The 21158-nt window shown below is 66.9% G+C and carries 17 protein-coding genes, 1 tRNA gene and 1 pseudogene; 4 read left to right on the top strand and 15 right to left on the bottom strand.

Translation table 11 applies throughout. The features are described 5' to 3' along the window. Positions 1 to 8 precede the first annotated feature (8 nt). Positions 9 to 359: a hypothetical protein gene (locus MAAFP003_RS26625; RefSeq protein WP_133160894.1), complete on the top strand. Its 351-nt coding sequence runs from the start codon at positions 9 to 11 to the stop codon at positions 357 to 359. Here MAAFP003_RS26625 and MAAFP003_RS26620 read toward each other — a convergent pair whose 3' ends face one another. The 8 genes from MAAFP003_RS26620 to MAAFP003_RS26585 all read right to left on the bottom strand — a co-directional run bounded on the left by MAAFP003_RS26620 (position 360) and on the right by MAAFP003_RS26585 (position 10346). Next, positions 360 to 3635 (bottom strand): arabinosyltransferase domain-containing protein, encoded by a 3276-nt coding sequence (locus tag MAAFP003_RS26620; RefSeq protein ID WP_096290582.1) that lies wholly within the window; start codon positions 3633 to 3635, stop codon positions 360 to 362. It abuts the gene before it with no gap. After that, the gene (locus tag MAAFP003_RS26615) at positions 3635 to 5626 is read right to left on the bottom strand and encodes a galactan 5-O-arabinofuranosyltransferase (protein WP_096290581.1); all 1992 of its coding nucleotides are present in this window, start codon (positions 5624 to 5626) and stop codon (positions 3635 to 3637) included. Before MAAFP003_RS26615 ends, MAAFP003_RS26620 begins: the two co-directional genes overlap by 1 nt. A gap of 2 nt (positions 5627 to 5628) precedes the next feature. Beyond that, a complete protein-coding gene (gene dprE2 / locus MAAFP003_RS26610; protein ID WP_096290580.1) occupies positions 5629 to 6393 on the bottom strand; it encodes a decaprenylphospho-beta-D-erythro-pentofuranosid-2-ulose 2-reductase in 765 nt (254 codons plus the stop codon). Then, entirely contained in the window at positions 6394 to 7788 is a 1395-nt protein-coding gene (gene dprE1, locus MAAFP003_RS26605; protein WP_096290579.1) for a decaprenylphosphoryl-beta-D-ribose oxidase, read from the bottom strand. A 32-nt stretch (positions 7789 to 7820) separates the two neighbouring features. Continuing rightward, on the bottom strand, positions 7821 to 8186 hold the full coding sequence (locus MAAFP003_RS26600; RefSeq protein WP_096291444.1) for a GtrA family protein: 366 nt from the start codon (positions 8184 to 8186) through the stop codon (positions 7821 to 7823). Positions 8187 to 8282: 96 nt separating this feature from the next. Continuing rightward, positions 8283 to 8762: a GreA/GreB family elongation factor gene (locus tag MAAFP003_RS26595; protein ID WP_096290578.1), complete on the bottom strand. Its 480-nt coding sequence runs from the start codon at positions 8760 to 8762 to the stop codon at positions 8283 to 8285. Positions 8763 to 8950: 188 nt separating this feature from the next. Further along, on the bottom strand, positions 8951 to 10075 hold the full coding sequence (locus tag MAAFP003_RS26590; protein ID WP_096290577.1) for an SPFH domain-containing protein: 1125 nt from the start codon (positions 10073 to 10075) through the stop codon (positions 8951 to 8953). A gap of 46 nt (positions 10076 to 10121) precedes the next feature. Continuing rightward, positions 10122 to 10346: a hypothetical protein gene (locus tag MAAFP003_RS26585; RefSeq protein ID WP_096291443.1), complete on the bottom strand. Its 225-nt coding sequence runs from the start codon at positions 10344 to 10346 to the stop codon at positions 10122 to 10124. 303 nt (positions 10347 to 10649) lie between these two features. Between MAAFP003_RS26585 and MAAFP003_RS26580 the strand changes: the two genes are divergently transcribed. After that, on the top strand, positions 10650 to 11372 hold the full coding sequence (locus MAAFP003_RS26580; protein ID WP_096290576.1) for a C39 family peptidase: 723 nt from the start codon (positions 10650 to 10652) through the stop codon (positions 11370 to 11372). On the opposite strand, the gene MAAFP003_RS26575 is transcribed toward MAAFP003_RS26580, so the two are convergent. The 6 genes and pseudogenes from MAAFP003_RS26575 to MAAFP003_RS26550 all read right to left on the bottom strand — a co-directional run bounded on the left by MAAFP003_RS26575 (position 11353) and on the right by MAAFP003_RS26550 (position 18373). Further along, a complete protein-coding gene (locus MAAFP003_RS26575) occupies positions 11353 to 12894 on the bottom strand; it encodes a carbon-nitrogen hydrolase family protein (RefSeq protein ID WP_096290575.1) in 1542 nt (513 codons plus the stop codon). The genes MAAFP003_RS26580 and MAAFP003_RS26575 overlap by 20 nt on opposite strands. A 124-nt stretch (positions 12895 to 13018) precedes the next feature. Next, a complete protein-coding gene (gene wzm, locus MAAFP003_RS26570) occupies positions 13019 to 13849 on the bottom strand; it encodes a galactan export ABC transporter permease subunit Wzm/RfbD (protein WP_096290574.1) in 831 nt (276 codons plus the stop codon). Between the two features lie 233 nt (positions 13850 to 14082). Then, positions 14083 to 14988, bottom strand: a pseudogene (gene glfT1, locus MAAFP003_RS26565) (galactofuranosyltransferase GlfT1); the annotation flags it as partial. Beyond that, positions 14981 to 15829, bottom strand: a complete 849-nt coding sequence (wzt, locus tag MAAFP003_RS26560) for a galactan export ABC transporter ATP-binding subunit Wzt/RfbE (protein WP_096290572.1) — start codon at positions 15827 to 15829, stop codon at positions 14981 to 14983. The gene wzt and the pseudogene glfT1, both read right to left, overlap by 8 nt. Before the next feature lie 12 nt (positions 15830 to 15841). Beyond that, positions 15842 to 16387 (bottom strand): bacterial proteasome activator family protein, encoded by a 546-nt coding sequence (locus MAAFP003_RS26555; protein WP_096290571.1) that lies wholly within the window; start codon positions 16385 to 16387, stop codon positions 15842 to 15844. A 12-nt stretch (positions 16388 to 16399) separates the two neighbouring features. Beyond that, positions 16400 to 18373, bottom strand: a complete 1974-nt coding sequence (locus MAAFP003_RS26550) for a DUF6541 family protein (RefSeq protein WP_096290570.1) — start codon at positions 18371 to 18373, stop codon at positions 16400 to 16402. Positions 18374 to 18490: 117 nt separating this feature from the next. Here MAAFP003_RS26550 and MAAFP003_RS26545 point away from each other — a divergent pair, with 117 nt between their 5' ends. Then, the gene (locus MAAFP003_RS26545) at positions 18491 to 19687 is read left to right on the top strand and encodes a cysteine desulfurase-like protein (protein WP_096290569.1); all 1197 of its coding nucleotides are present in this window, start codon (positions 18491 to 18493) and stop codon (positions 19685 to 19687) included. 97 nt (positions 19688 to 19784) lie between these two features. Here the strand turns inward: MAAFP003_RS26545 and MAAFP003_RS26540 are convergent, their stop codons facing one another. Next, a complete protein-coding gene (locus tag MAAFP003_RS26540; RefSeq protein WP_096290568.1) occupies positions 19785 to 20753 on the bottom strand; it encodes an NAD(P)H-quinone oxidoreductase in 969 nt (322 codons plus the stop codon). Between the two features lie 36 nt (positions 20754 to 20789). Between MAAFP003_RS26540 and MAAFP003_RS26535 the strand changes: the two genes are divergently transcribed. Then, a tRNA-Ser gene (locus MAAFP003_RS26535) sits at positions 20790 to 20876 on the top strand. The last annotated feature ends 282 nt before the right edge of the window (positions 20877 to 21158 follow it).

The following is a 21158-nucleotide window of genomic DNA, read 5'->3' as shown; positions in this document are numbered from 1 at the left end:
CTGGCGACATGAACGTGAACTTCACCATGAAACGAGTACTCGCCGGGGCGGTGCTGTCGGGCGGATTCGCCGTCGCTGGGTTGGGCTTGGCCGCGGGAATCGGCCAGGCTCAGCCCGCCCCAATGGTGTGTCAGGACGGTGGCACCGTCCCAACCCCGACGAACAGCTGCACCTATCAATGGTGCCCGGGCTCACCGATCATGAAGAACATGCCCAACTGGGACCGAAGCGTTTGTCACCCTTGGTATTTCGATCAGAACAGCCCGGTGACCAACTCGACCATCATCGAAGGGTTCCCGCCGCCGCGGCCGCCGTCGCCGCCCTGCATCCCCTTCATCAACTGCCTGCCGGGGCTGTGACTAGCCCCGGCGAAGCGGAGCCGGGTCCCACAGGCCACTGCGCGTCGCCGTGCCCAACTGCAGACGGGCGGGCTGGGCATTGGAGTAGTACGGCGTCAGGCGCTGCAGCGAGCCCCAGTCGCGCGACCAGTCGTCCTTGAGGTAGGTGGAAATCGTGGTCGCCTTCACCAGCAACTCGGTGACACCCAGTGGCCCACCGCCGTTGTTGTCCATCACCGGCGAATTGGCCTCGGCGCCAAACCGATCCGGCAGAATCCGCCACTTGGGTGTCTCGTCGACACCGTTTTGATGGCCGAACGGCCGCTGGCACGGGAATGCCAAACCCACCAGCCAGTCCAGGAACACCGGGTCCGCCGAGCCCACCACCTGCTGCAGCGTGTGCAGCTGGGGAATCCGCGGCGGGGTGACCGCGATCCAGTGCTGCGGCGCCAGATCTTCGTCGTTGGCGATCAGGCGGACCTGGGTCGCGTTCTCCGGAATCCATGACATCGGCATCCGCAGATTGCGCCACGCGGGGGAGGCGCCGACATCGAAGAACTGGAACGACCCACCCGGGTGTCCGCTGGCCGCCTGGTCGTCGGTAGCCCACTGCATCTGCACCTCGCGGGGATCGAACCGGCCGGCCGCCGAGACCACCAGTAGCGGACCGGCCTTGTCGCGCGGCGGCAACCGGTACCACCCGGAGCGAAGCACGGCGGGCACCTGGATGCCAGGCCGCCAGCTGCCCAGCACCGGAGTATGCGCCGGATCAAGGTTGTAGGGCAGCTGGGCGCGCGAGCCGTTGACTCCGGGCGCGGCGCTGGTACCGCCCTCGGTGCCGGCCTCACTGGTGGTCGTCTTACCGTCTTCGTTGACGAAGCTGCGGTCACCCGGACGCTCCATAACCGGGTCGGCCGAGACGTCGGCGGGAATACCGTTGGGCGTGAAGGCTTCTGACAGTCCGGCGCCCAGCGCGTCGCCCACCGGGCCCGACATCGGCGACAGCATGCCGGCGTTGGGATCCTGCTCCACCATGACGTCCTCGGCCAGGCCGCAGGACTTGCCGGTCAATGCCTCCAGGTTGGACCGGCCCACCGACCAGGCGGGGTATTGGCCGGTCATCGCCAGCGTCAGTGAGACGACCTCGAATGTCACCAGTGCCCACGCCGCAATTGCCAACGGGGACTGGACGATTGCGGACATCCGCGCCCGACTGCGGGTCTTCGGTGGTCCACCGGATGGCCCGTCGGGAGACACGAAATGGAACCACGCCGCCAGCAACAGCACCACCAGCGTCAGCCCGAGCAGGACGGTCGCGAACGCGTAGTGCCACGCCGGGAATGCATTCGACCATGGCACACCGAAATTGGAGACGTACCACCAGCCGTTGACGCTGGCGAACGACATCGCCACCAGGAACAGCACGGTCGCGGAGAACACGGTGCGGTTGCGGCGCGAGCGCATCGCCACCCCGGTGACCGCGACCGCCGCCAACGCGCCCAGCGAGCCGGCCAGCCCGGCGAACACGCCGAAGTGGTGGGTCCACTTGGTCGGGGTGAACATCATCGCGAGGAACGAGATGATCGTGATGCCGACGATGCGGCGGCTCGGTCCGGCCGCGGTGCCAGGAATTCGGCCCTTGCGCAACGACATTGCCACCGTGATGCCCAGCGCGAGCAGCACCGCCAGCACCGCGAAGCGGCGGGCGACCGATCCGTCGGGGCTGGCCATGAACAGCCGCTCGTAACGGATGTGCTCGTCGAACCAGCTCAGGCTCGGCCCGAGGGCACGTTTGAGCGCGGTCGCCTGCAGTTCGCCGGCCAGGGTCTGGTCGCGGAAGATCAGGATGATCGTGACGGTGGCCGCGGCCGCAATGGGCGCCAGCAGCGGCAGCGCCCCGAACTGTCGGGATCTGCGGTGGATGATGGTGCGCAACGGCCCGACCGCCACCAGCAGGGCGCCGATGGACGCAATGCCGGTCGGCCCGGAGAACAGGGTCAGCGCGCCGATGATGCAAGCGATCGCCACCGGCAGCAGCCGGTTGGTGGCCACCGCCCGCTCGACCGAGCACCAGGTGAGCAGGATGCCCAGGGCGATGATCGGTTCCGGCCGCAGCCCGTTGTCGAGCGGCAACCACGTCGCCAGGAACAGCCCCGCGGCCGTCCACGCCGCCGCGCGGTTGGTCTTCACGGCGTGGCCCAGCCGGGGGATGACCTCACGGCTGATCGCCCACCAGCAGGTCAGGGCCATCGCCAGGGTGGGCAGCCGCATCCAGACGCTACTGGTGCTGACGTGCGCCCAAATCGCCAGCAGGTCGTAGTACCACCCGAACGGCGCTTCGGGCGTGCCCAGCCACCGGTAGTAGTTGGCCATGTAACCGGCATGTTCGGAGACCCGGGCCATGGTCAGGATGTAGCCGTCGTCGGAGGTGTTGGCGCCGACGAAGTGCCACCACACCAGCACGGCGATCACGAGCGCGTCGAGCCCGCCGATCGACCACCACCGCGACGGCAGGAAGCGGCGGTGCCTGGTGCCGTCGGCGGTGTCGAGCACGTGCAGGGCGATCAGCGCGACGGCGGTCAGCACGACGCCGAGGATCATCGCGGCCATCTTCAGCGGTGTGGGGCTGCTGCTGTAGCGCGTGTCGACGGTCGCCGAGAAGCTCAGGCCCGGCGGCGCCGGCCCGGACAGGTCGGTGAACACGCCGACGATCTGCGGCCGGAAGTCGTAGCCGCTCTTCTCCCCGCGCAGCGGGGAGCCGGGGTGTTCGGCGTTGGGTCCGTAGCTCAGGCCGACGAATTCTGCGGTGACCCGGTCGGCATGCGCGGTGAAGGTCAGGCGCTGGCAGGCCGGACTGAGGACCTGGCTGAGCGGCGCGACCACGACCGGGACATTGCGGACGATCAGCACCAGCTCGTCGTTGGCGCGCTGGATCAGCAGCCCCCGGTCGATGGCCTTCGGAGCCTGCTTGGGCACCGTCGACAACAGCACTGTCTTGCCGGCGCTCTGCGGTCCGATCAGCCCAGCGGCGGCCTGACACGGGACGGAGATGTTCAACTCGGTGGCCACATAGCCGATCAGCGGCGCTTCGACGCTTTGGAAGGTGCCGTTCTGCGGCCAGTTGAGCTGGGCGGTGGTTTGGTTGACCGGCAGCAGCGGTGTGGCGATCGCTAGCAGCGCTCCGAGCAGACCGGCGACGACGGCCACGATGCGAGCGGTCCGGTGCCTTGCTCCCGCTCCCTTCACGGACCTAGATGGTAGTTCTTCGGCCAAGTCGCGCGCGGTGTCGGTCGCCATCAGCGTCCTGCCGCGGGTTGGGCCAGTGGCCGGCGGATGGCCAGCACAAACGGGCCGACGCTTTGCACGGCGAATCGCGGGTCGTCGAACAGGGCGGCCCGCAGGTCGACGGTGTAGCGACGCACGTTGGGCTGGTTGGGGTAAACGTCCTCGGCGAGCCGCAGCGTGTAGGTGTTGTTCGCGCCCCGGCGCATCAGAAACACCGTCGGCGGTGGCCACGGCGAGGTGTCCAGCGCGTGCAGGAACTCGTCGGGACTCGTCAGGCTGGACCACTTCTTGATCTGCGCGGCCCGTAAGTCGAACTGCGCCAGGGGATTGGCATAGTGCGACGTCAGCCCCTGGAAGCCCCAGTAGGGGTAGTAGGACAGGAAGCTGTAGTCGGCGGTCAGCACCACGGTCTGATCCCGCGGCTTGCCGGTGACTGCCGTGATGGCGGTGTCGATGGCGGAGTAGAACTTCTCGGCACCCGGCGGGCGCCGGTCGCCGCGCTGGCCGTGTCCGTCGGTGTCGGTGTAGGCGATGGTCAGGTCCGGGCGCAGCACGTCGGGAATGTCTTGGCTGAAGGCGATGGTGGCGGTCATCCCGATCGCGCCGGCCACCGGGATGGTCGCCCTTTCCCAGGCCCCGCCGCGTTCGTGGAGGGCAAGCGTGGCCTCGATGAAGCCGAACACCCCGGCGGCCACCAGCAGCACGCTCAGCGTCGGCTGTAGCCGGAACGACAGCAGCGTGGTGCGCGCCAGTGTGGTCAGCATCGACAGCAGCGACCAAAGGTAGATGGCCAGCACGCCGATCGTCAGCGCGCCCGCACGCGTGGACGCTCGCGTGCGCACGACCAGCCACAGCGTGCCGAGCATGCAGATCGCTCCGAGCAGCGAGAACTGCAGCATCGGGAAGGTCAGCTCGGCGCCGTCGGCTGGGAGGTAGTGAAACGCGCTGCCGCTGTTGCTGACCGGATTGCTCGCCGCCCGTATCAGGAACGGCAGCCAGGTGGTTGCCGCGATGGCGGCGGCGATGCCCGCAATGACGGCGATCCGGCGCAGCGGGTCGAGCGCGGCTTTCCAGCCGGCCGCCCGCCAGCGTGAGACGGCCAGCACCAGCGTCATCAGCGCGATCGTGAACGCGGTGTAGCCGAACAGCAGCGAGTACCAGGTCGCGGTGAAGCCGAGGAACAACCCGGCGCCGACGACCGCGGCCCACCCTTGAGCCCGCGGCCGGTCCCCCTCTTCGCCCACTGCCCGGCTGGCCGGGCTTTCGGGCTCGGGCGCCCCGCCAACCGGGCGTCCGGTGCCCGGGGAGCGCTCGCCGGCGCGCAGGCCCGACCACGCCAGCACCAGCACCGGCGGCAGCAGCACGGTGATCATCGCGGTGTAGGGCTCCGGCGAGCTGTAGGCCAGCGTCACCGCCGCGGTCGCGGTGGTGACGATCAGCGCGTACTCGAACCGGATCATCCGCCACCACAGCACCAGCGCAACCGCGATGGCGATGGTGATCGAGGTGATCGCCCACGGCTTGAACAACTCCCACGCCGGCATCCCGGTCAGCGCCGCCGCGCGCCCGCCGATCCAGAACCAGCCCGGCGGGTAGAACGACGGCAGCCCGAGATAGGTCATGTCGTGCAGGGCGGGGCTGTCGGCCAGGCGTGTCAGGTACTCGGTGCGGAACTGCTGATCGACGGAGATGCCGAACAGATACAACTTGGTCGCTCCCAGGGGCATGCCCAACGTCACGACGGAAAACGCCGACACGAACACCAGCCCGCAAAGCTGGGCGACCCACCGCCACCGGCCGGCCCGCCGCCACAGCCAACCGGCGCCGAGCAGCCCGATCAGGCAACCGACCTGGCCGACGGTGGTCAGCGCGTGCAGCTGGTTCGACGACGGGAAGGCGGGCCACTGGACCCGCGCGATGGCGATCAGCGAGGCCACCGAAACGACGGCTGCCACCAGCACCGCCGCCAACATCTGGCCGAGGCTGGCCAGCGCGTTGCGCATGATCAGATGGGCAGCTTGCGGAAGATGGGCCGCGGGATATGTCGCAACACCATCATCACGTACTTGAATGCTGCTGGCGCCCAAACCAATTCCTTACCTTTTGCGGACGCGGTCACCGCGAGGTCGGCGACGTACTCCTTGTCGACGGTCAGCGGCGCTTCCTTGACGTGCGCGCTCATCCGGGTACGTACTTGGCCGGGGCGGATCACCAGAACGCGAACCCCAAACTCGCGCAACGCCTCTCCGAGGCCCAGATAGAAACCGTCCAGGCCGGCCTTGGTGGAGCCGTAGACGAAGTTGGACCGCCGCACCCGCTCGCCGGCTGCCGAACTCATCGCGATGATCTGACCGAAACCCTGAGCGCGCATCTTCTCGCCTAGCAGCACACCCACCGAAACCGCTGCCGTGTAATTGATCTCGGCGGCAAGCACAGCCTTGTGCTGGTTCTGCCACAGCTCCTCGGCGTCGCCGAGGATGCCGAACGCGACGATGGCCACATCGACGTCACCCCCCGCGAAGGCCGCGTCGATCATCTTGGGGTGGCTCTCAGGGTCGGTGGCCTCGAAGTCGATCAGCTCGACCGAGCGCGCACCGGCGGCCTTCATCTGCGCGACGGCGTCCTCACGCCCGGGGTCACCGGGCATGGCGGCCAACAGGATTCGCGCATGCGCGTTCTTCAGGTAGCGCGCGCAGATCGCGAGCCCGATCTCGGAGGTGCCGCCCAGCAGCAGGATTGTCTGCGGGTTTCCCACGGCGTCAAGCACCATCTAGAGCAGCTCCAAACGTCGGGCCATGTCGGAGGCGAAGACCCGCAACGGGTCGGCCTTGCGGCGCACGGCAATCCATTCGTCGATGCGCGGATACATGGCGTGAAAGGTTTCGGCGGTGGTGCGCGAGTCCTTGGCCGTATAGACCCGTCCGCCGAATTCGAGTACCCGGCGGTCGAGTTCGTTGAGGAACTCGTTGATCCCGGGCTTGTTGGGGAAGTCCATCGCGACGTTCCAGCCGGCCATCGGGAAACTCAGCGGCGCGCGGTTGCCCGGACCGAAGAGCTTGAACACATTGAGCGCCGAGTAATGCCCCTGCGTTTGGATCCAGCGGATGATGGCCTTGAATTCGTCAAGCGCATCCGGCGGCACCAGGAACTGGTGCTGTGCGAAACCCGTTGGCCCATAAGCGTTATTCCAGCCGCTGACCAGGTCGAGCATGTGGTAGAACTGCGACAGATTCTGGATCTTGCCGGTGTAGTTGCCGCCCAGGCGGTAATACGTCTCGCCGATCGCCATGAACGACAGTTTGTTCATGGCGCTGACCGGAAACAGGTTCGGCACCGTCAACAGTTGTGGTGCATCGAATTTCAGCGGGTTCTTGGCGAGCTTTTTCGGCAGCTGATCCAGCGTGGCGAGGCTGCCCCGGCTGATCGAGGCCCGGCCGAGTTTGGGTGGTGGGCTGATCAAATCGAACCAGGCGCTGGAGTAGGTGTAGCGGCTTTCGCTGCCGTCGACGTGCACGGCGACCGTCTCGTCGAGGTCCTTGGTGGCCACGCCGTCGGCGATGAAGTACGCGGTCTCGGTCGGGGTCATCGCGATCGTGGCGCGCAACACGATCCCGGTCAGGCCGTTGCCCCCGACCGTCGCCCAGAACAGTTCGGACTCAGGGCCCTCGGGGGTGATCGTGTGCACCGAGCCGTCGGCCATCAGCAGGTCCATCGACCGCACATGACTGCCGAAGCTGCCCGCACTGTGATGGTTCTTGCCGTGGATGTCCGACGCGATCGCGCCGCCGATGGTGACTTGGCGGGTTCCCGGCAACACCGGGACCCACAGCCCGAACGGCAGCGCCGCCTTCATCAGCTGGTCCAGGCTGACTCCGGCGTCGACATCGACCAATCGGGTGTCGGCGCTGATCGAGTGGATGCGGTTGAGCACCGTCATGTCGATCACCAGGCCGCCGCCGTTTTGCGCGCTGTCGCCGTAGGAGCGGCCCAGCCCGCGGGCGATCACACCCCTCCCGTTTTGCAGGCCGCCGGCGTCGGCCACCCGGGCCACTGCCTTGGCGATCACCTCGGGATCCGGCGTCGACAGCACGTGCGCCACCGACGGCGCGGTGCGGCCAAAGCCCGTCAGCCGGGTGGGGGTGGTCGGGAAGTCGGCGCTCAACATCGTCAAAGAGGGTACCGCTTGCGCGGGACGGCTCAGTGTATGCGGAAGATTACGACTCGCTGCACGATGAAGTTGATCACCGTGGCAGTGCCCTGCGCGATCACGAACGCGACCACGGCCGCCCACCCTCTGTAGTGCATCAACATCAGGCACAAGTGGTTGAGCCCGACCTGGACCGCGAAGGTGACGCCGTAGAGGACCATGACCGCGACGAACCGCGCGGTGCTCGGCTCCGCCTGGAAGGTCCACCGTCGGTTGATCAGGTAGGCGGTAATGGTGCCCACCACGAAACTGGTGGCCTTGGACAAGTCGACCTGCACGCCCAGGACTTTCCACAGCAGCATGTACAGGCTGAAGTCGACGACGGCAGCCAGCCCGCCCGTCGCCACGAAGCGCACGATCTGGGTGGTCAGACTCAGGCGCGCCGGCGCGGTACCCGGCTCCGGGGGAAGCATTGGGGGAGTTTATCGGGGTCGTGGCCGCCCCAGCGGCAGCTACTTCGGCAGCTTCACCGAGATCAGTTCGACCTGGCTTTCACCCTGCGGGGTGGAGTAGGTGACCTTGTCGCCCGCCTTGTGTCCCACCAGGGCCAGCGCCAACGGGCTGTGCGACGTCAACGTCTCGGCCTCGCGACCGACGGGGGTCTCCTCGACGATCGAGATGACGTGCATCGTGACGACCTCGCCGTCGGCGAACTTCAGGGTCAGTTCGGTGCCGCCGGGCAGCGCCTCGTCCTCGTCGGAATGCGACGGCCCGGCCCGCAGCCGCCGGTCCAGCTCGTTGATCCGGTCGCCGAGGCCCACCAGTTCCTCTGCTCGCTGGATGGCCTCGGCCGCGTCGCCGTGATCGCCGATCATCCCGCGGTCGTCCTTCACCTCGGCCTCGAGCGCGTCGCGCCGCTGCCGCAGCCGGTCCAGCTCCGCGGCGAGGTTCTCCCGCGCCGCATCCGCCACTGATTGGACTTTTTTACTCACGTCCGTCGACCTTCCGCGGTGCCCGTTTCTGTCACGAAGCGCGCTAATTTGCCTGGTGGTGAATTTGTGGTGTTCCAGTGTTGCACCACACGAACTCGGCCGCCACCGATATCCGGCAAGCGGTTGTCATCGGTTATACACGCGCGCGCCGACCGGGCGGCGGCGGAATCCGCGCTGCCGGGAGCGTATTACTCGTGCGATTCGCCGTTGGGAACCAGCGAACTTTCCTTGGCGTCATACTCGACGACCTCGCCGCGCAGCGCTTCGTAGATGGCCAGGCCCTGCGACACCAGCCCGGCGGCCACCTGGCTGAGGCCGTCGGCGCCGTTGAGCACCGTGAGGTTGGAGTTGGACAGGCCGATCGCGGCCTTCTCGACGATCTGCGGCAGCTGCTGGATCAGCGCCTGGTCGAGAGCGACCCGGTTGTTCGACGCCGCCGCCTCGGCCTGGATCTTCATTTTCTCCGCGTCGGCGACGGCCAGGATCCGCACCCGTTCGGCTTCGGCCTCGGCGGGCTTGACCACCTCGGCGACCAGCTCCTGCTGGCGCAGCTCGGCGGCGCGCTGGGCCAGTTCGGTCCGCATCTGCAGCACCTCGCGCTGTGCCTCGGCTTCGGCCAGCGGCCCGGCCTGCGCGGCTTCGGCTTGGGCCTTGTCGACCTCGGCCTTGTACTGTGCCTTGACGATCGCGGTCTGGCGGGCGAACTCCGCCTGCTTGCGCTGCGACTCCTGCTCGGCTTCGGCGGCCGCCTGGTTCGCCTGCGCCTGAGCGATCTGCGCCTGCTGCTGGATGGCCGCGTTGTGCGGCGCCGACATCGCATTGATGTAGCCCAGGCCGTCGTCGTCGATGGATTGGATCTGCAGCGCGTCGACGGTAAGACCGATGCGGGCCATCTCCTCCTTGGAGCCGTCGAGCACCTCGGTGGCCAGCTTCTGACGTTCGCGGATGATCTGCTCGACGGTCATCGAGCCGATGATCGAGCGCAGGTGCCCGGCGAAGATCCGGCCGGTGAGCACCGACATCTGGTCCTGCTCGGACAGGAATCGCTGCGCGGCGCTGATGACGCTCTCGGTGTCGTTGCCGACTTTGAAGGCGATCACCGCCCGGACGTTGAGCGTGATTCCCTGTTGAGTGACACACTTCTCGGCCACTTCGGATTCGCACATGGCCAGCGTCAGGAACGCGGCCTTGCGGAAGAACGGGATGACGAAGGCGCCGTGGCCGGTGACCACGCGGAACGGCGCATTGCCCTTGGCCTTACCGCCCGAGATCAGCATCGCCTCGTCCGGCGCGGGCACCCTATAACCGAGCATTGTTGAACTCCTTACGGTTGATGTTGTCTAGCAAGGGATTTCACGCCTAGTCCGAGTCGGCCGCGTCATGCCAGGGTTCGACCACCACGGTCCGCCCACCCCGGATCTCGACCACTAATACCCTGCTGCCCTTGGGTAACGGATCGTCAGACCAGGCCAGGAACGTCTCCTTCGACCCCCGCACGGTCACCAACACCTCGCCCGGGCCGCGATCGCCGCGCGTTGCCACGACCAGCTTCCCCACACAACCGATTGCCAAGGCGTCGCTCACGATCGCATATTCCTCCATCGACGGGTTCCAGCGTCGAGTTTCGGCACGTTTGCCGCAAGGATAGACGCCGGCATCGCACTGTCGAATCGAGTGCATTCCAGACCTTTCTCGGTGCGCCGGCGCCCCGCCAAATCGGCTGTTGTTCAGGGCTTTTCCAGTCAGGACAGCGTCTGGCCGGGGTCTTGGCGGATTCTCAAAGGATCCTTGGCGCCGCCCCCGGTTCCAAGGATTCATAGAGGGCGATGACCGAGCCTTTCCGCACGCACCTCAATCGCCAGGCGCAGATGAGCAAAGGAGCCCATCATGACAACCGCCAAGCTGGCCGGAAAGGCCACTCGGACCGCCGGTCTCGCGATCATCGCTATCCTTGCGAGCCTCGCCTTCGCGACCGGGTTGGCGCACGCCGACGACGTCAGCTCCGGTGGGATGTACGGAGACCCGGCCGCGGCCGCCGCGTTCTGGAAGCCGCAGACCTACGACGACTGCGCGTTGATGGCCACCGCCGACGTGATCGGCGAGGTGACCGGCCACCCGGTCTCGGAGCAGGAGATCATCGCGCTGGCCCAGAAGCTGCCGAGCCAGAGCCACCCGGGGTCGATCTACACCCTGCCGAAGAACACCAACGACCCGAACAGCGGCCAGGGCACCAGCCCGGAAGACCTGCCCTTACTGCTGGCGCACTACGGCGTCACTGCCAGGTTGACCAACATCAGCGACGCGCCCACGACGGGTCTCGCCAGCGGCATGGCCGCCCTCAAGCAGTACTTGGCCGGCGGTCGAAAGGTGATCGTCGAGGTGAACGGCGAGATGATCTGGGGCCAGCCGGTGGATGCCAAGGACCGCAACGGTCAGCCCACCTCCGACCACGCGGTCGTGGTCACCGGGATCGACGTCGTCAACTCCCAGGTGCACATGAACGACAGCGGTGCCGATGATGGCGCGAACGAGACGGTGTCCCTGGACCTCTTCACCAGGGCCTGGGCCACCAGCGATGACGAGATGATCGTCACCGACGCCGCACACTAGACGCAGTACGGCGCCAGGACACCGCCATGACGCACAGCAGCGCCGCTGTCGCCGCGTATTCGAGCCACTGAAATGGTGCGTCCCCGTAGTGCGTGAACGGCGCGCCGCGCGGGCCGAGCGGAACGTCGGCGACCAACAGCGCCTGGCCGCCCAGCTCATCGTGCACCGCGGTCCCGGTGATCACTTCTCCGTTCGGAGCCACCAGCATCGAGTCCCACGCCACGTCGGCCTTGACGAGCGCGACCCTGTTCTCGACCGCCCGGAAGACCGCCATGGACTTGCGAATATCGACTTTGGACGGCAGGTCGAGGCTGGGGGACAGCACCATCTGGGCGCCGTTGAGAACCGTTCGGCGGGTCGGACCATTCGGGAAGTCCATGTCGAAGCAGATGACCATGCCCAGCACACCCTGGGGTGTGGGGACCGCCGGGTAGACCCGGCCGGGTGTGAAGGCTTCTCCGGCGGTCAGCACCCGCATGGTCTTGTAGTAGACCGCCACCACCTCACCGGCCGGACTCCACAGCAGTGCGGTGTTGGGCGCGGCGTCGTTGGCGGCGTCCGGCGTGAACCCCATGGCCAGGTAGACCCCGGTCTGCCGGACGAGCGCCGGGATCCAGTCAGGGTGGCTCACCCGGGGGTCGTAGTCGAGCGTCTCCTCGGGCCACACCGCCACCTTCGCGCCCTGCGCCGAGGCCGCCCGCGTCATGGCGCTGAGCTGTGCGATCTGGTCTTTGATCCGCTCTTCTTGGCTGCGGCCGTGCGAGAAATCCGCGGATGCCAGTGTCCCGGGGAAGGTGTTGTCGAGCCCGGGCTGGACGGTGGCGACGCGGACCCTGGGTCCCATCCGGTCCGAGACGTCATGGAAGATCGCCAGGCTGGTGCCCGTCCAGGCGATCATCACCACAACCGGGATCACCACCGACCACGCCAGCGCGCGGCGGGGGACGACAGTGTCGGCCCACTGCGGCCAACGGCGGTCCAGCAACGAGATGACCACGAGCGCCATCGCGGCGTTGACGACGTGCAGCAGCAAACTCAGCGCCGGCGCGCCGGTGATGCTGATCGGCTGCACGATTTGCGGGAGGTCGGCCAACCGGTAGGCGATCCACAGATACGTTCCGTCGAACTCGTTGTCCTGCAGCAGCAGATCGATCGCCACCCAGAGCAAGCCAAACTGCACGACGAACCAGCGGTAACCCGTCCGCTCGGCGAAGGGCCGCAGGAACACCCCGACGACCAGGCCGATGAACCCGAACGCTAGTGCGCCGCCGATGATGACGCCCACCGACAGTGCCGAAGCGATGTGCATGAGCAGCCCCAGGTAATAACCCGCGAAGGCTGTTGCCACCGGTACCGCGCTCCAGCGACGGGGCAGCACCCGGTATTGGGCGGCATACATCGGCACGAACGCGATGAAGCAGAGCCACCAGAGGTTGCCGAACGACGGCCACATGATCACCAGCAGCGCCGCGCTCGACAGCGACAGGCCGAGGCCGGTGGTGATGCGGCTGATCTCACTCACGTCGGCTGGCGCCACCTTGCCATTCGCGAAATCCCCCGCTGGGGCGCAGTCTATGGCAGCAATCTCTCATGCGCCGATGTGTGGAGCCACTTCGAATTCACGCCGCCCAGAGCACGGCCCGCGGCTAGACCCAGTACGGCACCCGGGCGCGGTATTGCCGCATCGCGAACGCCGCCAGCAGCCAGCCGACGACGGTCAGGGCCAGCACCACCGCCCAGTGCCGCATCTCCTGGTGGGCGCCCAGCAACGGCGCCCGCACGATGTCGAGATAGTGCAGCAGCGGGTTGAGTTCGACGGTCTTGGCCCAGCTGCCCGCACCCTGCTGGCGCAAGGTGTCGTCGTTCCAGATGATCGGCGTCATGAAGAACAGCAACTGCACGATCGAGAACAGCAGCGGACCGATGTCGCGGTAGCGGGTCGCCAGAATGCCGAAGCACAGCGAAACCCAGATGCAATTGAGCACGATGAGCGCCAGCGCCGGAATCACGGACAGGTCGGCCCACGACCACGGCTTGGGATAGATCATCGCGACGACGACGTAGATGACGATGTTGTGGCCGAACAGGATCATCTGTCGCCACACCAACCGGTAGACGTGCACGCTCAACGGCGTCGGCAACTGCTTGATCAGACCCTCGTTGGCGACGAACACGTCGGCGCCTTCCAGGATGGCGGCATTGATCAGGTTCCAAATGATCAGGCCCAGCGTCACATACGGCAGATGCTTGGCCAGTTCGAGGTGAAACAGCTTCGAATACAGCCCGCCCATCGCGACGGCCGTCGTCCCGGTGGCGATCGTGATCCAGAATGGGCCCAGCACCGAGCGGCGGTAACGCTGCTTGATGTCCTGCCAGCCCAGGTGCAGCCACAGCTCACGACGGCGAAACCCGTCGACCAGATCGTTGCGGGCCCGGGTGAAGGTCCGTGACTGTGCGGCGGCGTCGATGAATGTCACGGGGTTCCTCCAGGTCCGGATGGTGGCGACCCGGTTCGCCCGGCTGCGCCGCGCTCCCGATCGCCACTGGGTTCCGATGGTGGCGACCCGGTTCGCCCGGCTGCGCCGCGCTCCCGGTCGCCACTGGGTTCCGATGGTGGCGACCCGGTTCGCCCGGCTGCGCCGCGCTCCCGATCGCCACTGGGTTCCGATGGTGGCGACCCGGTTCGCCCGGCTGCGCCGCGCTCCCGATCGCCACTGGGCTTACCGAATTGCTCACGACGTCCCAAGCGGCGCAACCGAATCCACTCCAGCAGGCCCTTGGGATCGCGCCGCGATATCAGGAAGAACCAGCCGAACCGAACCCACTCCTGGACCAGCAGCTTGCGCAGACCCGGTTGGGACAGCAGATAGCCGCGGTTGCGGTAGGTGTAGAACCGCTTGGTCGCGTTGTCGGGATACTGCGTGTGCATCCGGCCGCCCAGGATTGGCCGGAATTCGTCGGATCCACAGGGGTGCAGGTAGGTCGCGTCCAGACTGGTCCCGAACGGCAGGCCCGAGCGCACCAGCCGGCGATGCAACTCCACCTCGTCGCCCCGGATGAACAGCCGCATGTCCGGGACGCCGACGGCGTCCAGGGTGGACGCCCGGAACAACGCGCCGTTGAACAGCGACGCGATCCCGGGCAGCAGGTCCTGTCCCGTTTCAGTGCGCAATTCGCTTGCGCGCCTGCGCCATACCAGGCCGCGCCGCAACGGGAAGGCCAGCCGCTCGGGATCGTCGGAGTTGCATACCATCGGCGACACCTCGGCCAGCCCGTGCTTATCGGCGCAGGCCAGCAGCGTGGCCAGCACCTGCGAGTCCTGGGGACGTCCGTCGTCGTCGGCCAGCCACACCCAATCGGCGCCCTGCGCCAGCGCGTGCAGCATGCCCAGCGCGAAACCGCCTGCGCCGCCTAGGTTTCGGCGTGACGCGAGGTAAGTGGTCGGGATCGGCTGGGCAGCAACGAGATCACGGATCCGGCTATCCGCGCCGCCGTCGTTGTCGACGACGATCAGGTGGTCGGGCAGCCGGGATTGCGTGCTGAGCATGCCCAGCGACTTGGCGAGTTCCTGCGCGCGCCGGTGCGTGACCACGACGGCGACGATGGATTCACTCATCCCCGGAAGCGCTTTGCGCCAACGGCTTTTCCGCCTGGATCTGCAGCCGGGTCTCTTCCAGCACCTCGCGGACGTGCCGGGCGGCGTCCTCGCCCTCGTAAGCGCGCACCACGTCTTCGATGCCGCCGGTTTGGCGGATAACACCGTGGTCGATCCACATCGCGGTCTTGCACAGCCTGGCCAGGAATTCGTTGGAATGGCTTGCGAAAACCAGGATTCCGGAGCGTTCCACCAGGCCCTGCAATCGCGACTGCGCCTTCTTCAGGAAATCGGCGTCGACGGCGCCGATGCCCTCGTCGAGCAGCAGGATCTCGGGGTCAATACTGGTGACCACGCCCATCGCCAGCCGGACCCGCATCCCGGTGGAATACGTGCGCAGCGGCATCGACAGATAATCACCGAGCTCGGTGAACTCGGCGATCTCGTCGACCTTGGCCAGCATCTGCTTTCGGGTCTGCCCCAGAAACAGTCCGCGGATGATGATGTTCTCGTAGCCGGAGATCTCCGGGTCCATCCCGACGCCGAGGTCGAACACCGGCGCGACCCGACCGGTGACTCTCGCCCAGCCCCGGGTGGGTTCATAGATACCCGAAAGTAGGCGCAGCAGAGTCGATTTGCCAGCTCCGTTATGGCCGACCAGGCCGACGCGGTCGCCTAGCTCGAGTGACATGGTGATATCGCGCAACGCTTCGACCACGACGACGTTGGAGGTGTTGCGACCGATCGCGCCGCCGGCCTTGCCGAGGAAGGCCTTCTTCAGCGATCGCGACTTCGCGTCGAAGATAGGGAATTCCACCCACGCGTTACTGGTCTCGATATGCGGACCGCGAGGACCTGACACTGACGCCTGCTCTTATAGGTACTGCCCGGTGCCCGAGCCCGGACCGTGGCGCCCGATGCCCGGGGGCAGTGCTCCCTGGCGCATCTGCTCGAGCTGCGCGCGGGCGGCCATCTGCTGGGCGAACAGAGCGGTCTGGATCCCGTGGAACAGGCCCTCGAGCCAGCCGACCAGCTGGGCCTGCGCGATGCGCAGCTCGGCGTCCGACGGCTCGGCGTCGTCGGCGAACGGCAGGGTGAGGCGATCGAGTTCCTCGCGAAGCTCCGGCGCGAGCCCGTCCTCCAGCTCCCGGATGCTGGTGGCATGGATGTCGCGCAACCGCTTGCGGCTGGCCTCGTCGAGCGGAGCCGCCCGTACCTCTTCCAGTAGTTGCTTGATCATCGTGCCGATGCGCATCACCTTGGCGGGCTGCTCGACAAGGTCAGTCAGGGAACGCTCGTCGGAGTCGTCGTCATCGCCACCGGCATCGCGAAGCGCCATGATTCGCGGATCGACACCGCCGATGATCTCGACGCCGTCGGCGTCTGGGCCGTCGTTGCCGTTAGTCAATCCGGTCACCATCCTCTGGTAGGTCTAGGGGCGGGGCGGGGTGGCATTTCCGCGCCTTTCGTAAATTCTGGCCCCGCCGTTGTCGTAGATCAGCGCCCACGACTTCGATTTTTCCAGCGACACTAGTCCGTCGGGGACGGCGAACCCGCGAACCGTCGGTTGACTGGTGTAGATGTAGCGGATATTCAGCGCCTTGATCGCCTCGACGACCTTCGGATCGGAGTCGCCACGGTTGGCGTAAGCCCAGATGACGTAGCGCTGCGGTCCCGGCCCGGTCTGCTGCGGGAAGTCGTAATGGGTCCACAGCGGGTGTAAATCGGCCACCGCGTACATCCACGCGGTGCCATCGGTGTTCGCATTGGCGATCAGGGTGTTGTGCGCGCCGGGCAGCTTGGACAAGTACGCCATCGCCATCAGGTCGCGCTGGTCGATCATCACCGAGTCGTATTTGTCGCCGAACAGCACCAGGTGCCGGTAGAAGTAGTGCCGCGCGCTGAACACGGTCGTCAGCACCAGCAGGACCGCGGCGGTCGACACCCAGAACGGTGTGGGCAACTGCTTGAACCGGTCGGTGATTCGTTTGGCGATCGCGACCGTCAGCGCGACCGCGCCGAACAACGCGATGGCAGCCATCGGCGTCACCAGCATCGTCACCACCGAGGTGAGGCGGCGCGGATCGTTGTAGAAGAACTGGCTGAACTCCTCGATCACGGCGCCGGCCGCGTTGTGAAACGGGGCCCCCGAATAGACGGTCGCCACCGTCAGCACCACCCAGACCGCCGCCGGCCACCAGATCCGCTTGTACAGCAGATACGCCATGCCGAGATACATCAGCACGACCAGGCCGTACTGGATCGGAAAATCGTTGAGGTGGCGGGTGTGCAGCAGCAGCGCATCGATGACCCCCTGCTTGGCGCTCTTGAAGCTGGGGAAGGCATGCCCGGCGATGATATCGGCCTGTTTGAGCACCCCGATGAACTGCGGCGCCAGAATCACCCCGGTCGGTACCGCCACCGTGGCCAGGATTGCGGCGTCGGCGAGCCGTCCGCGCACCGGACGCCACAGCACGTCCAGCAGCCACCAGCCCAGCAGGAACAGGATGACGATGAATCCGCCGGTCAGGTGTACCGACAGCACACCGACCAGCGCCAGCACCGCCATCGGGATGCGATCGCGATGCCGCAGTGTCGAGGTGATCAGCAGGAATGTCGGGATTGCGACGCCGTATGCCGCCAGGTTGGGCATTGCGGCCACGCCGAACTCGACGTAGGGCACCGAGGTGAACGACGCCGACAGTGCGGCCGCGGTGGCCGAGATCGCGGCCGTGCGGCCCGGCATCATCGTCGGGCGCAACAGATGCCAGGTCAGCATTGCCGCGCTGGTCGGAAACAGCCAGATCGAGGCCGCGATCGAGTTCAGGGTGTAGCCGGTGGTCGGGGCCGCTCCAGTGAGCTGGCAGAACACCGCGGTCAGGGCATGGAACACCGAGGGGTAGTACAACGCCTGGTGGGTCTCGACGTTGCGCAGCTCGCCCATATGGGTGGACGAGGCCTGGCCGGTGTCGAGTATGTAGCGCACTTCGTTCGCATGCCACACCGCATCCCAGGTGCTGGGGACGGTCTGCCAGTGAGCGGCCAGCCCGCGGTAGACCGCCCACATGATCAGCAGCGTGCCCAGCGCCACCCCGGCTCCGACCACCATGGCCGGCCACCCGGCGATGCCCCTGGCCTCGGCGGCGGTGTCGCGGTAGCGGGCCAGGAGCAACTGCAAACCCGTCGCCGCCACACACACGACCGCCAGCGCTGCGAACGCAGTCCAACCGTTCCAAGGGATTCCGAGCGCGCCGTAAGGGATGATCGCCAGCGCGACGACACCGTAGGTCAGCGTCGGGCCAACCGCGACCGCGATCGGCCACGTTAGCTGGGCGATACGCGCAACGATTGCCCCCGGGGCGATCAGCAAAAACAGTGCGATCAGCGTTCCGATCCAGAGCCCCACTGGACTAGTATGGCTGGCCGGGTGACCTGGCTCGGGCAGCCACCGGCTGGCTCTAACGCCTGTGGCACCCGCTATCGTCACAATTTCGCTCTAGCGCGGAAGCTCTAAGGTGGCTGCATGGCTTACGACGTCGCCCGGGTGCGCGGACTGCATCCGTCACTGGGTGACGGATGGGTGCACTTCGATGCGCCCACCGGGATGCTGATCCCTGATTCCGTTGCGACCACCGTCTCCACCGCCTTCCGCCGCTCCAGTGCCACCAGCGTGGGAGCGCACCCGTCGGCGCAGCGCAGCGCCGCCGTGCTGGAAGCGGCGCGCGCGGCCGTGGCGGATCTGTTCAACGCCGACCCGGCGGGCATCGTGCTGGGCGCCGATCGCGCGATCCTGCTGTCCTCGCTGGCCGAGGCGTCTTCCTCGCGGGCGGGTCTGGGCTACGAGGTGGTCGTCAGCCGACTGGACGACGAGGCGAACATCGCCCCGTGGCTGCGTGCGGCGCACCGCTACGGCGCCAAGGTGAAATGGGCCGAGGTCGACATCGAGACGGGTGAGCTGCCGACGTGGCAGTGGGAGAGCCTGATTGGGAAGTCGACGCGACTGGTCGCGGTCACCTCGGCGTCGGGAACGCTGGGCACGGTCACCGATCTGCGGGCGATGACCAAGCTGGTGCACGACGTCGGCGGGTTGGTGATCGTCGACCACTCCGCGGCCGCGCCGTACCGGCTGCTCGACGTCAAAGAGACCGAGGTCGACGTGGTGGCGGTCAACGCGACGGCCTGGGGCGGCCCGCCGGTCGGCGCGATCGTGTTCCGGGATCCGGCGATGATCAACTCGTTCAGCTCCGTCTCCACCGATCCCAACGCCGCGGGCCCGGCTCGCCTCGAGGTGGGCGCACATCAGTTCGGACTGTTAGCCGGCGTGGTCGCCAGCATCGAATACCTTGCGGCACTGGACGAATCGGCCCGCGGCAGCCGACGCGAGCGGCTGTCGGTGTCGATGCAATCCGCCACCGCCTACCTCAACCGGATCTTCGACTACCTGATGGTCTCGCTGCGGTCGTTGCCGTTGATGATGCTGATCGGTCGCCCGGAGGTGCGGATCCCGCTCGTCAGCTTCGCATTACAGGGCGTGCCCGCCGAACGGGTCGTACAGCGCTTGGCGGACAACGGAATTCTGGCCGTCTCCAACGAGAGCTCGCGTGTGCTGGATGCGCTGGGCGCCAACGAAGTTGGCGGCGCCGTGACGGTCGGGCTGGCGCACTACTCGACGATGGCCGAGGTCGATCAGCTGGTCCGCGCGCTCGCGTCGCTGGGTTAACGCGGGGACGCGCCGCGTGTGCCGCCGGCTGTTGCGTCGAGTGTGCATCCAGGTCGACCTAGCTGCACACTGGCCGCCCTGAGCGCACACTCGACAGCTAAACGGTCAGCACGATCTTCCCGTGCACGTCGCCCGATACCAGCTTCTGGTGGGCGTCGCCGGCCTGCTGAATCGGCATGCGAGCGCCGATGATCGGCCGGACCCGGCCGTCGGCGATCATCGGCCACACCGACTCGGTCACGGCCGCGACGATCTCACCCTTGCTGTTCGGGCCGCTCACCGGCCGGCCCCGCAGCGTGGTGCCGATGACGCGCAACCGCTTGGGCAACAGCTTGCCGATGTTGAGCTCACCCTTGAGCCCGCCCTGCATGCCGATGATGACCAGCTGCCCGTCGGTGGCCAGCGCGTCGAGATTGCGGTCCAGGTAGGAGGCACCCATGATGTCGAAGATCACATCGGCGCCGCCGCATTCCTGCAGCCGCGCGACGAAGTCGTCGTCGCGGTAGTTGACGGTGATCTCGGCGCCCAGCTCGCGACAGGTATCCAGTTTGGCCGCCGAACCGGCGGTGACCGCCACCCGGGCGCCCAGCGCCCGCGCGACCTGAATCGCGTGGGTGCCGATACCGCTGGCGCCACCATGCATCAGCAGCAGCTGGCCCTCGTGCAGGTGCGCGGTGAGCACCAGGTTCGACCACACCGTGCAGGCCACCTCGGGCAGGCCCGCGGCATCCTCGAGCGTGACGCCGTCTGGAATCGGCAGCACCTGCGCCGCGGGAACCGCGACGTACTCGGCATAGCCACCGCCTGCTAACAGCGCGCAAACCTCTTGTCCGACAGACCATTCCGTCACGCCGGAACCCAATTCTGCGATGACGCCGGATACCTCCATGCCGATGATCTCGCTGGCTCCCGGCGGCGGCGGATACTTGCCGGCGGCCTGCAGCACGTCGGCGCGGTTGACTCCGGCCGCGGTGACCTTGATCAGCACCTCACCGGGCCCGGCCGAGACATCGGGGACCTCTTGCCAGACGAGGTGGTCGGGAGATTCGGCGACGATGGCGCGCATGCGGGCCACGGTACTAGCCCCGTTACCCTTGTCAGCGGTGGCGTGGCAGAGCGGCCTAATGCACTCGCCTTGAAAGCGAGAGACGGCTAAAACCGTCCGGGGGTTCAAATCCCTCCGCCACCGCAGTTGTGATGTCGCGAGACATTGAGGACAGATGTCTCGCGACATAGTGAACACCTTCAGTTGTTGGCTGGGGGTGTTTTTGGTTTTTGGGGTTGGTAGTTGCGGGTGGTGTCGAGGGTGAGTTCGCGGATGAGTTGGCCGCCGGTGGTGGCGATGATGCGGATGTCTAGGTCGGCGATGAGCATGAGGACTGCGGTGTTGGCCCAGCGGTGGCCGATCCCGATGTGGTGCAAGCGGCCGGCGTGGCGCAGGGTGATTTTGCCGTAGCGGTCGACGTGGTCG

The sequence above is a fragment of the Mycobacterium ahvazicum genome (genome assembly GCF_900176255.2).
GTDB lineage: Bacteria > Actinomycetota > Actinomycetes > Mycobacteriales > Mycobacteriaceae > Mycobacterium > Mycobacterium ahvazicum.
The sequence above is the reverse complement of the archived record's forward strand: the minus strand, read 5'-3'. Positions and strand labels throughout refer to the sequence as shown.

Excerpts from the sequence above, each read along its gene's own strand:
- MAAFP003_RS26580 (WP_096290576.1), top strand. The coding sequence starts at position 10,650 with ATGACAACCGCCAAGCTGGCCGGAAAGGCCACTCGGACCGCCGGTCTC.
- MAAFP003_RS26540 (WP_096290568.1), bottom strand. The coding sequence starts at position 20,753 with ATGCGCGCCATCGTCGCCGAATCTCCCGACCACCTCGTCTGGCAAGAG.
- dprE2 (WP_096290580.1), bottom strand. The coding sequence starts at position 6,393 with ATGGTGCTTGACGCCGTGGGAAACCCGCAGACAATCCTGCTGCTGGGC.
- MAAFP003_RS26545 (WP_096290569.1), top strand. The coding sequence starts at position 18,491 with ATGGCTTACGACGTCGCCCGGGTGCGCGGACTGCATCCGTCACTGGGT.
- MAAFP003_RS26615 (WP_096290581.1), bottom strand. The coding sequence starts at position 5,626 with ATGCGCAACGCGCTGGCCAGCCTCGGCCAGATGTTGGCGGCGGTGCTG.
- MAAFP003_RS26625 (WP_133160894.1), top strand. The coding sequence starts at position 9 with ATGAACGTGAACTTCACCATGAAACGAGTACTCGCCGGGGCGGTGCTG.
- MAAFP003_RS26590 (WP_096290577.1), bottom strand. The coding sequence starts at position 10,075 with ATGCTCGGTTATAGGGTGCCCGCGCCGGACGAGGCGATGCTGATCTCG.
- MAAFP003_RS26620 (WP_096290582.1), bottom strand. The coding sequence starts at position 3,635 with ATGGCGACCGACACCGCGCGCGACTTGGCCGAAGAACTACCATCTAGG.
- dprE1 (WP_096290579.1), bottom strand. The coding sequence starts at position 7,788 with ATGTTGAGCGCCGACTTCCCGACCACCCCCACCCGGCTGACGGGCTTT.
- MAAFP003_RS26555 (WP_096290571.1), bottom strand. The coding sequence starts at position 16,387 with ATGGTGACCGGATTGACTAACGGCAACGACGGCCCAGACGCCGACGGC.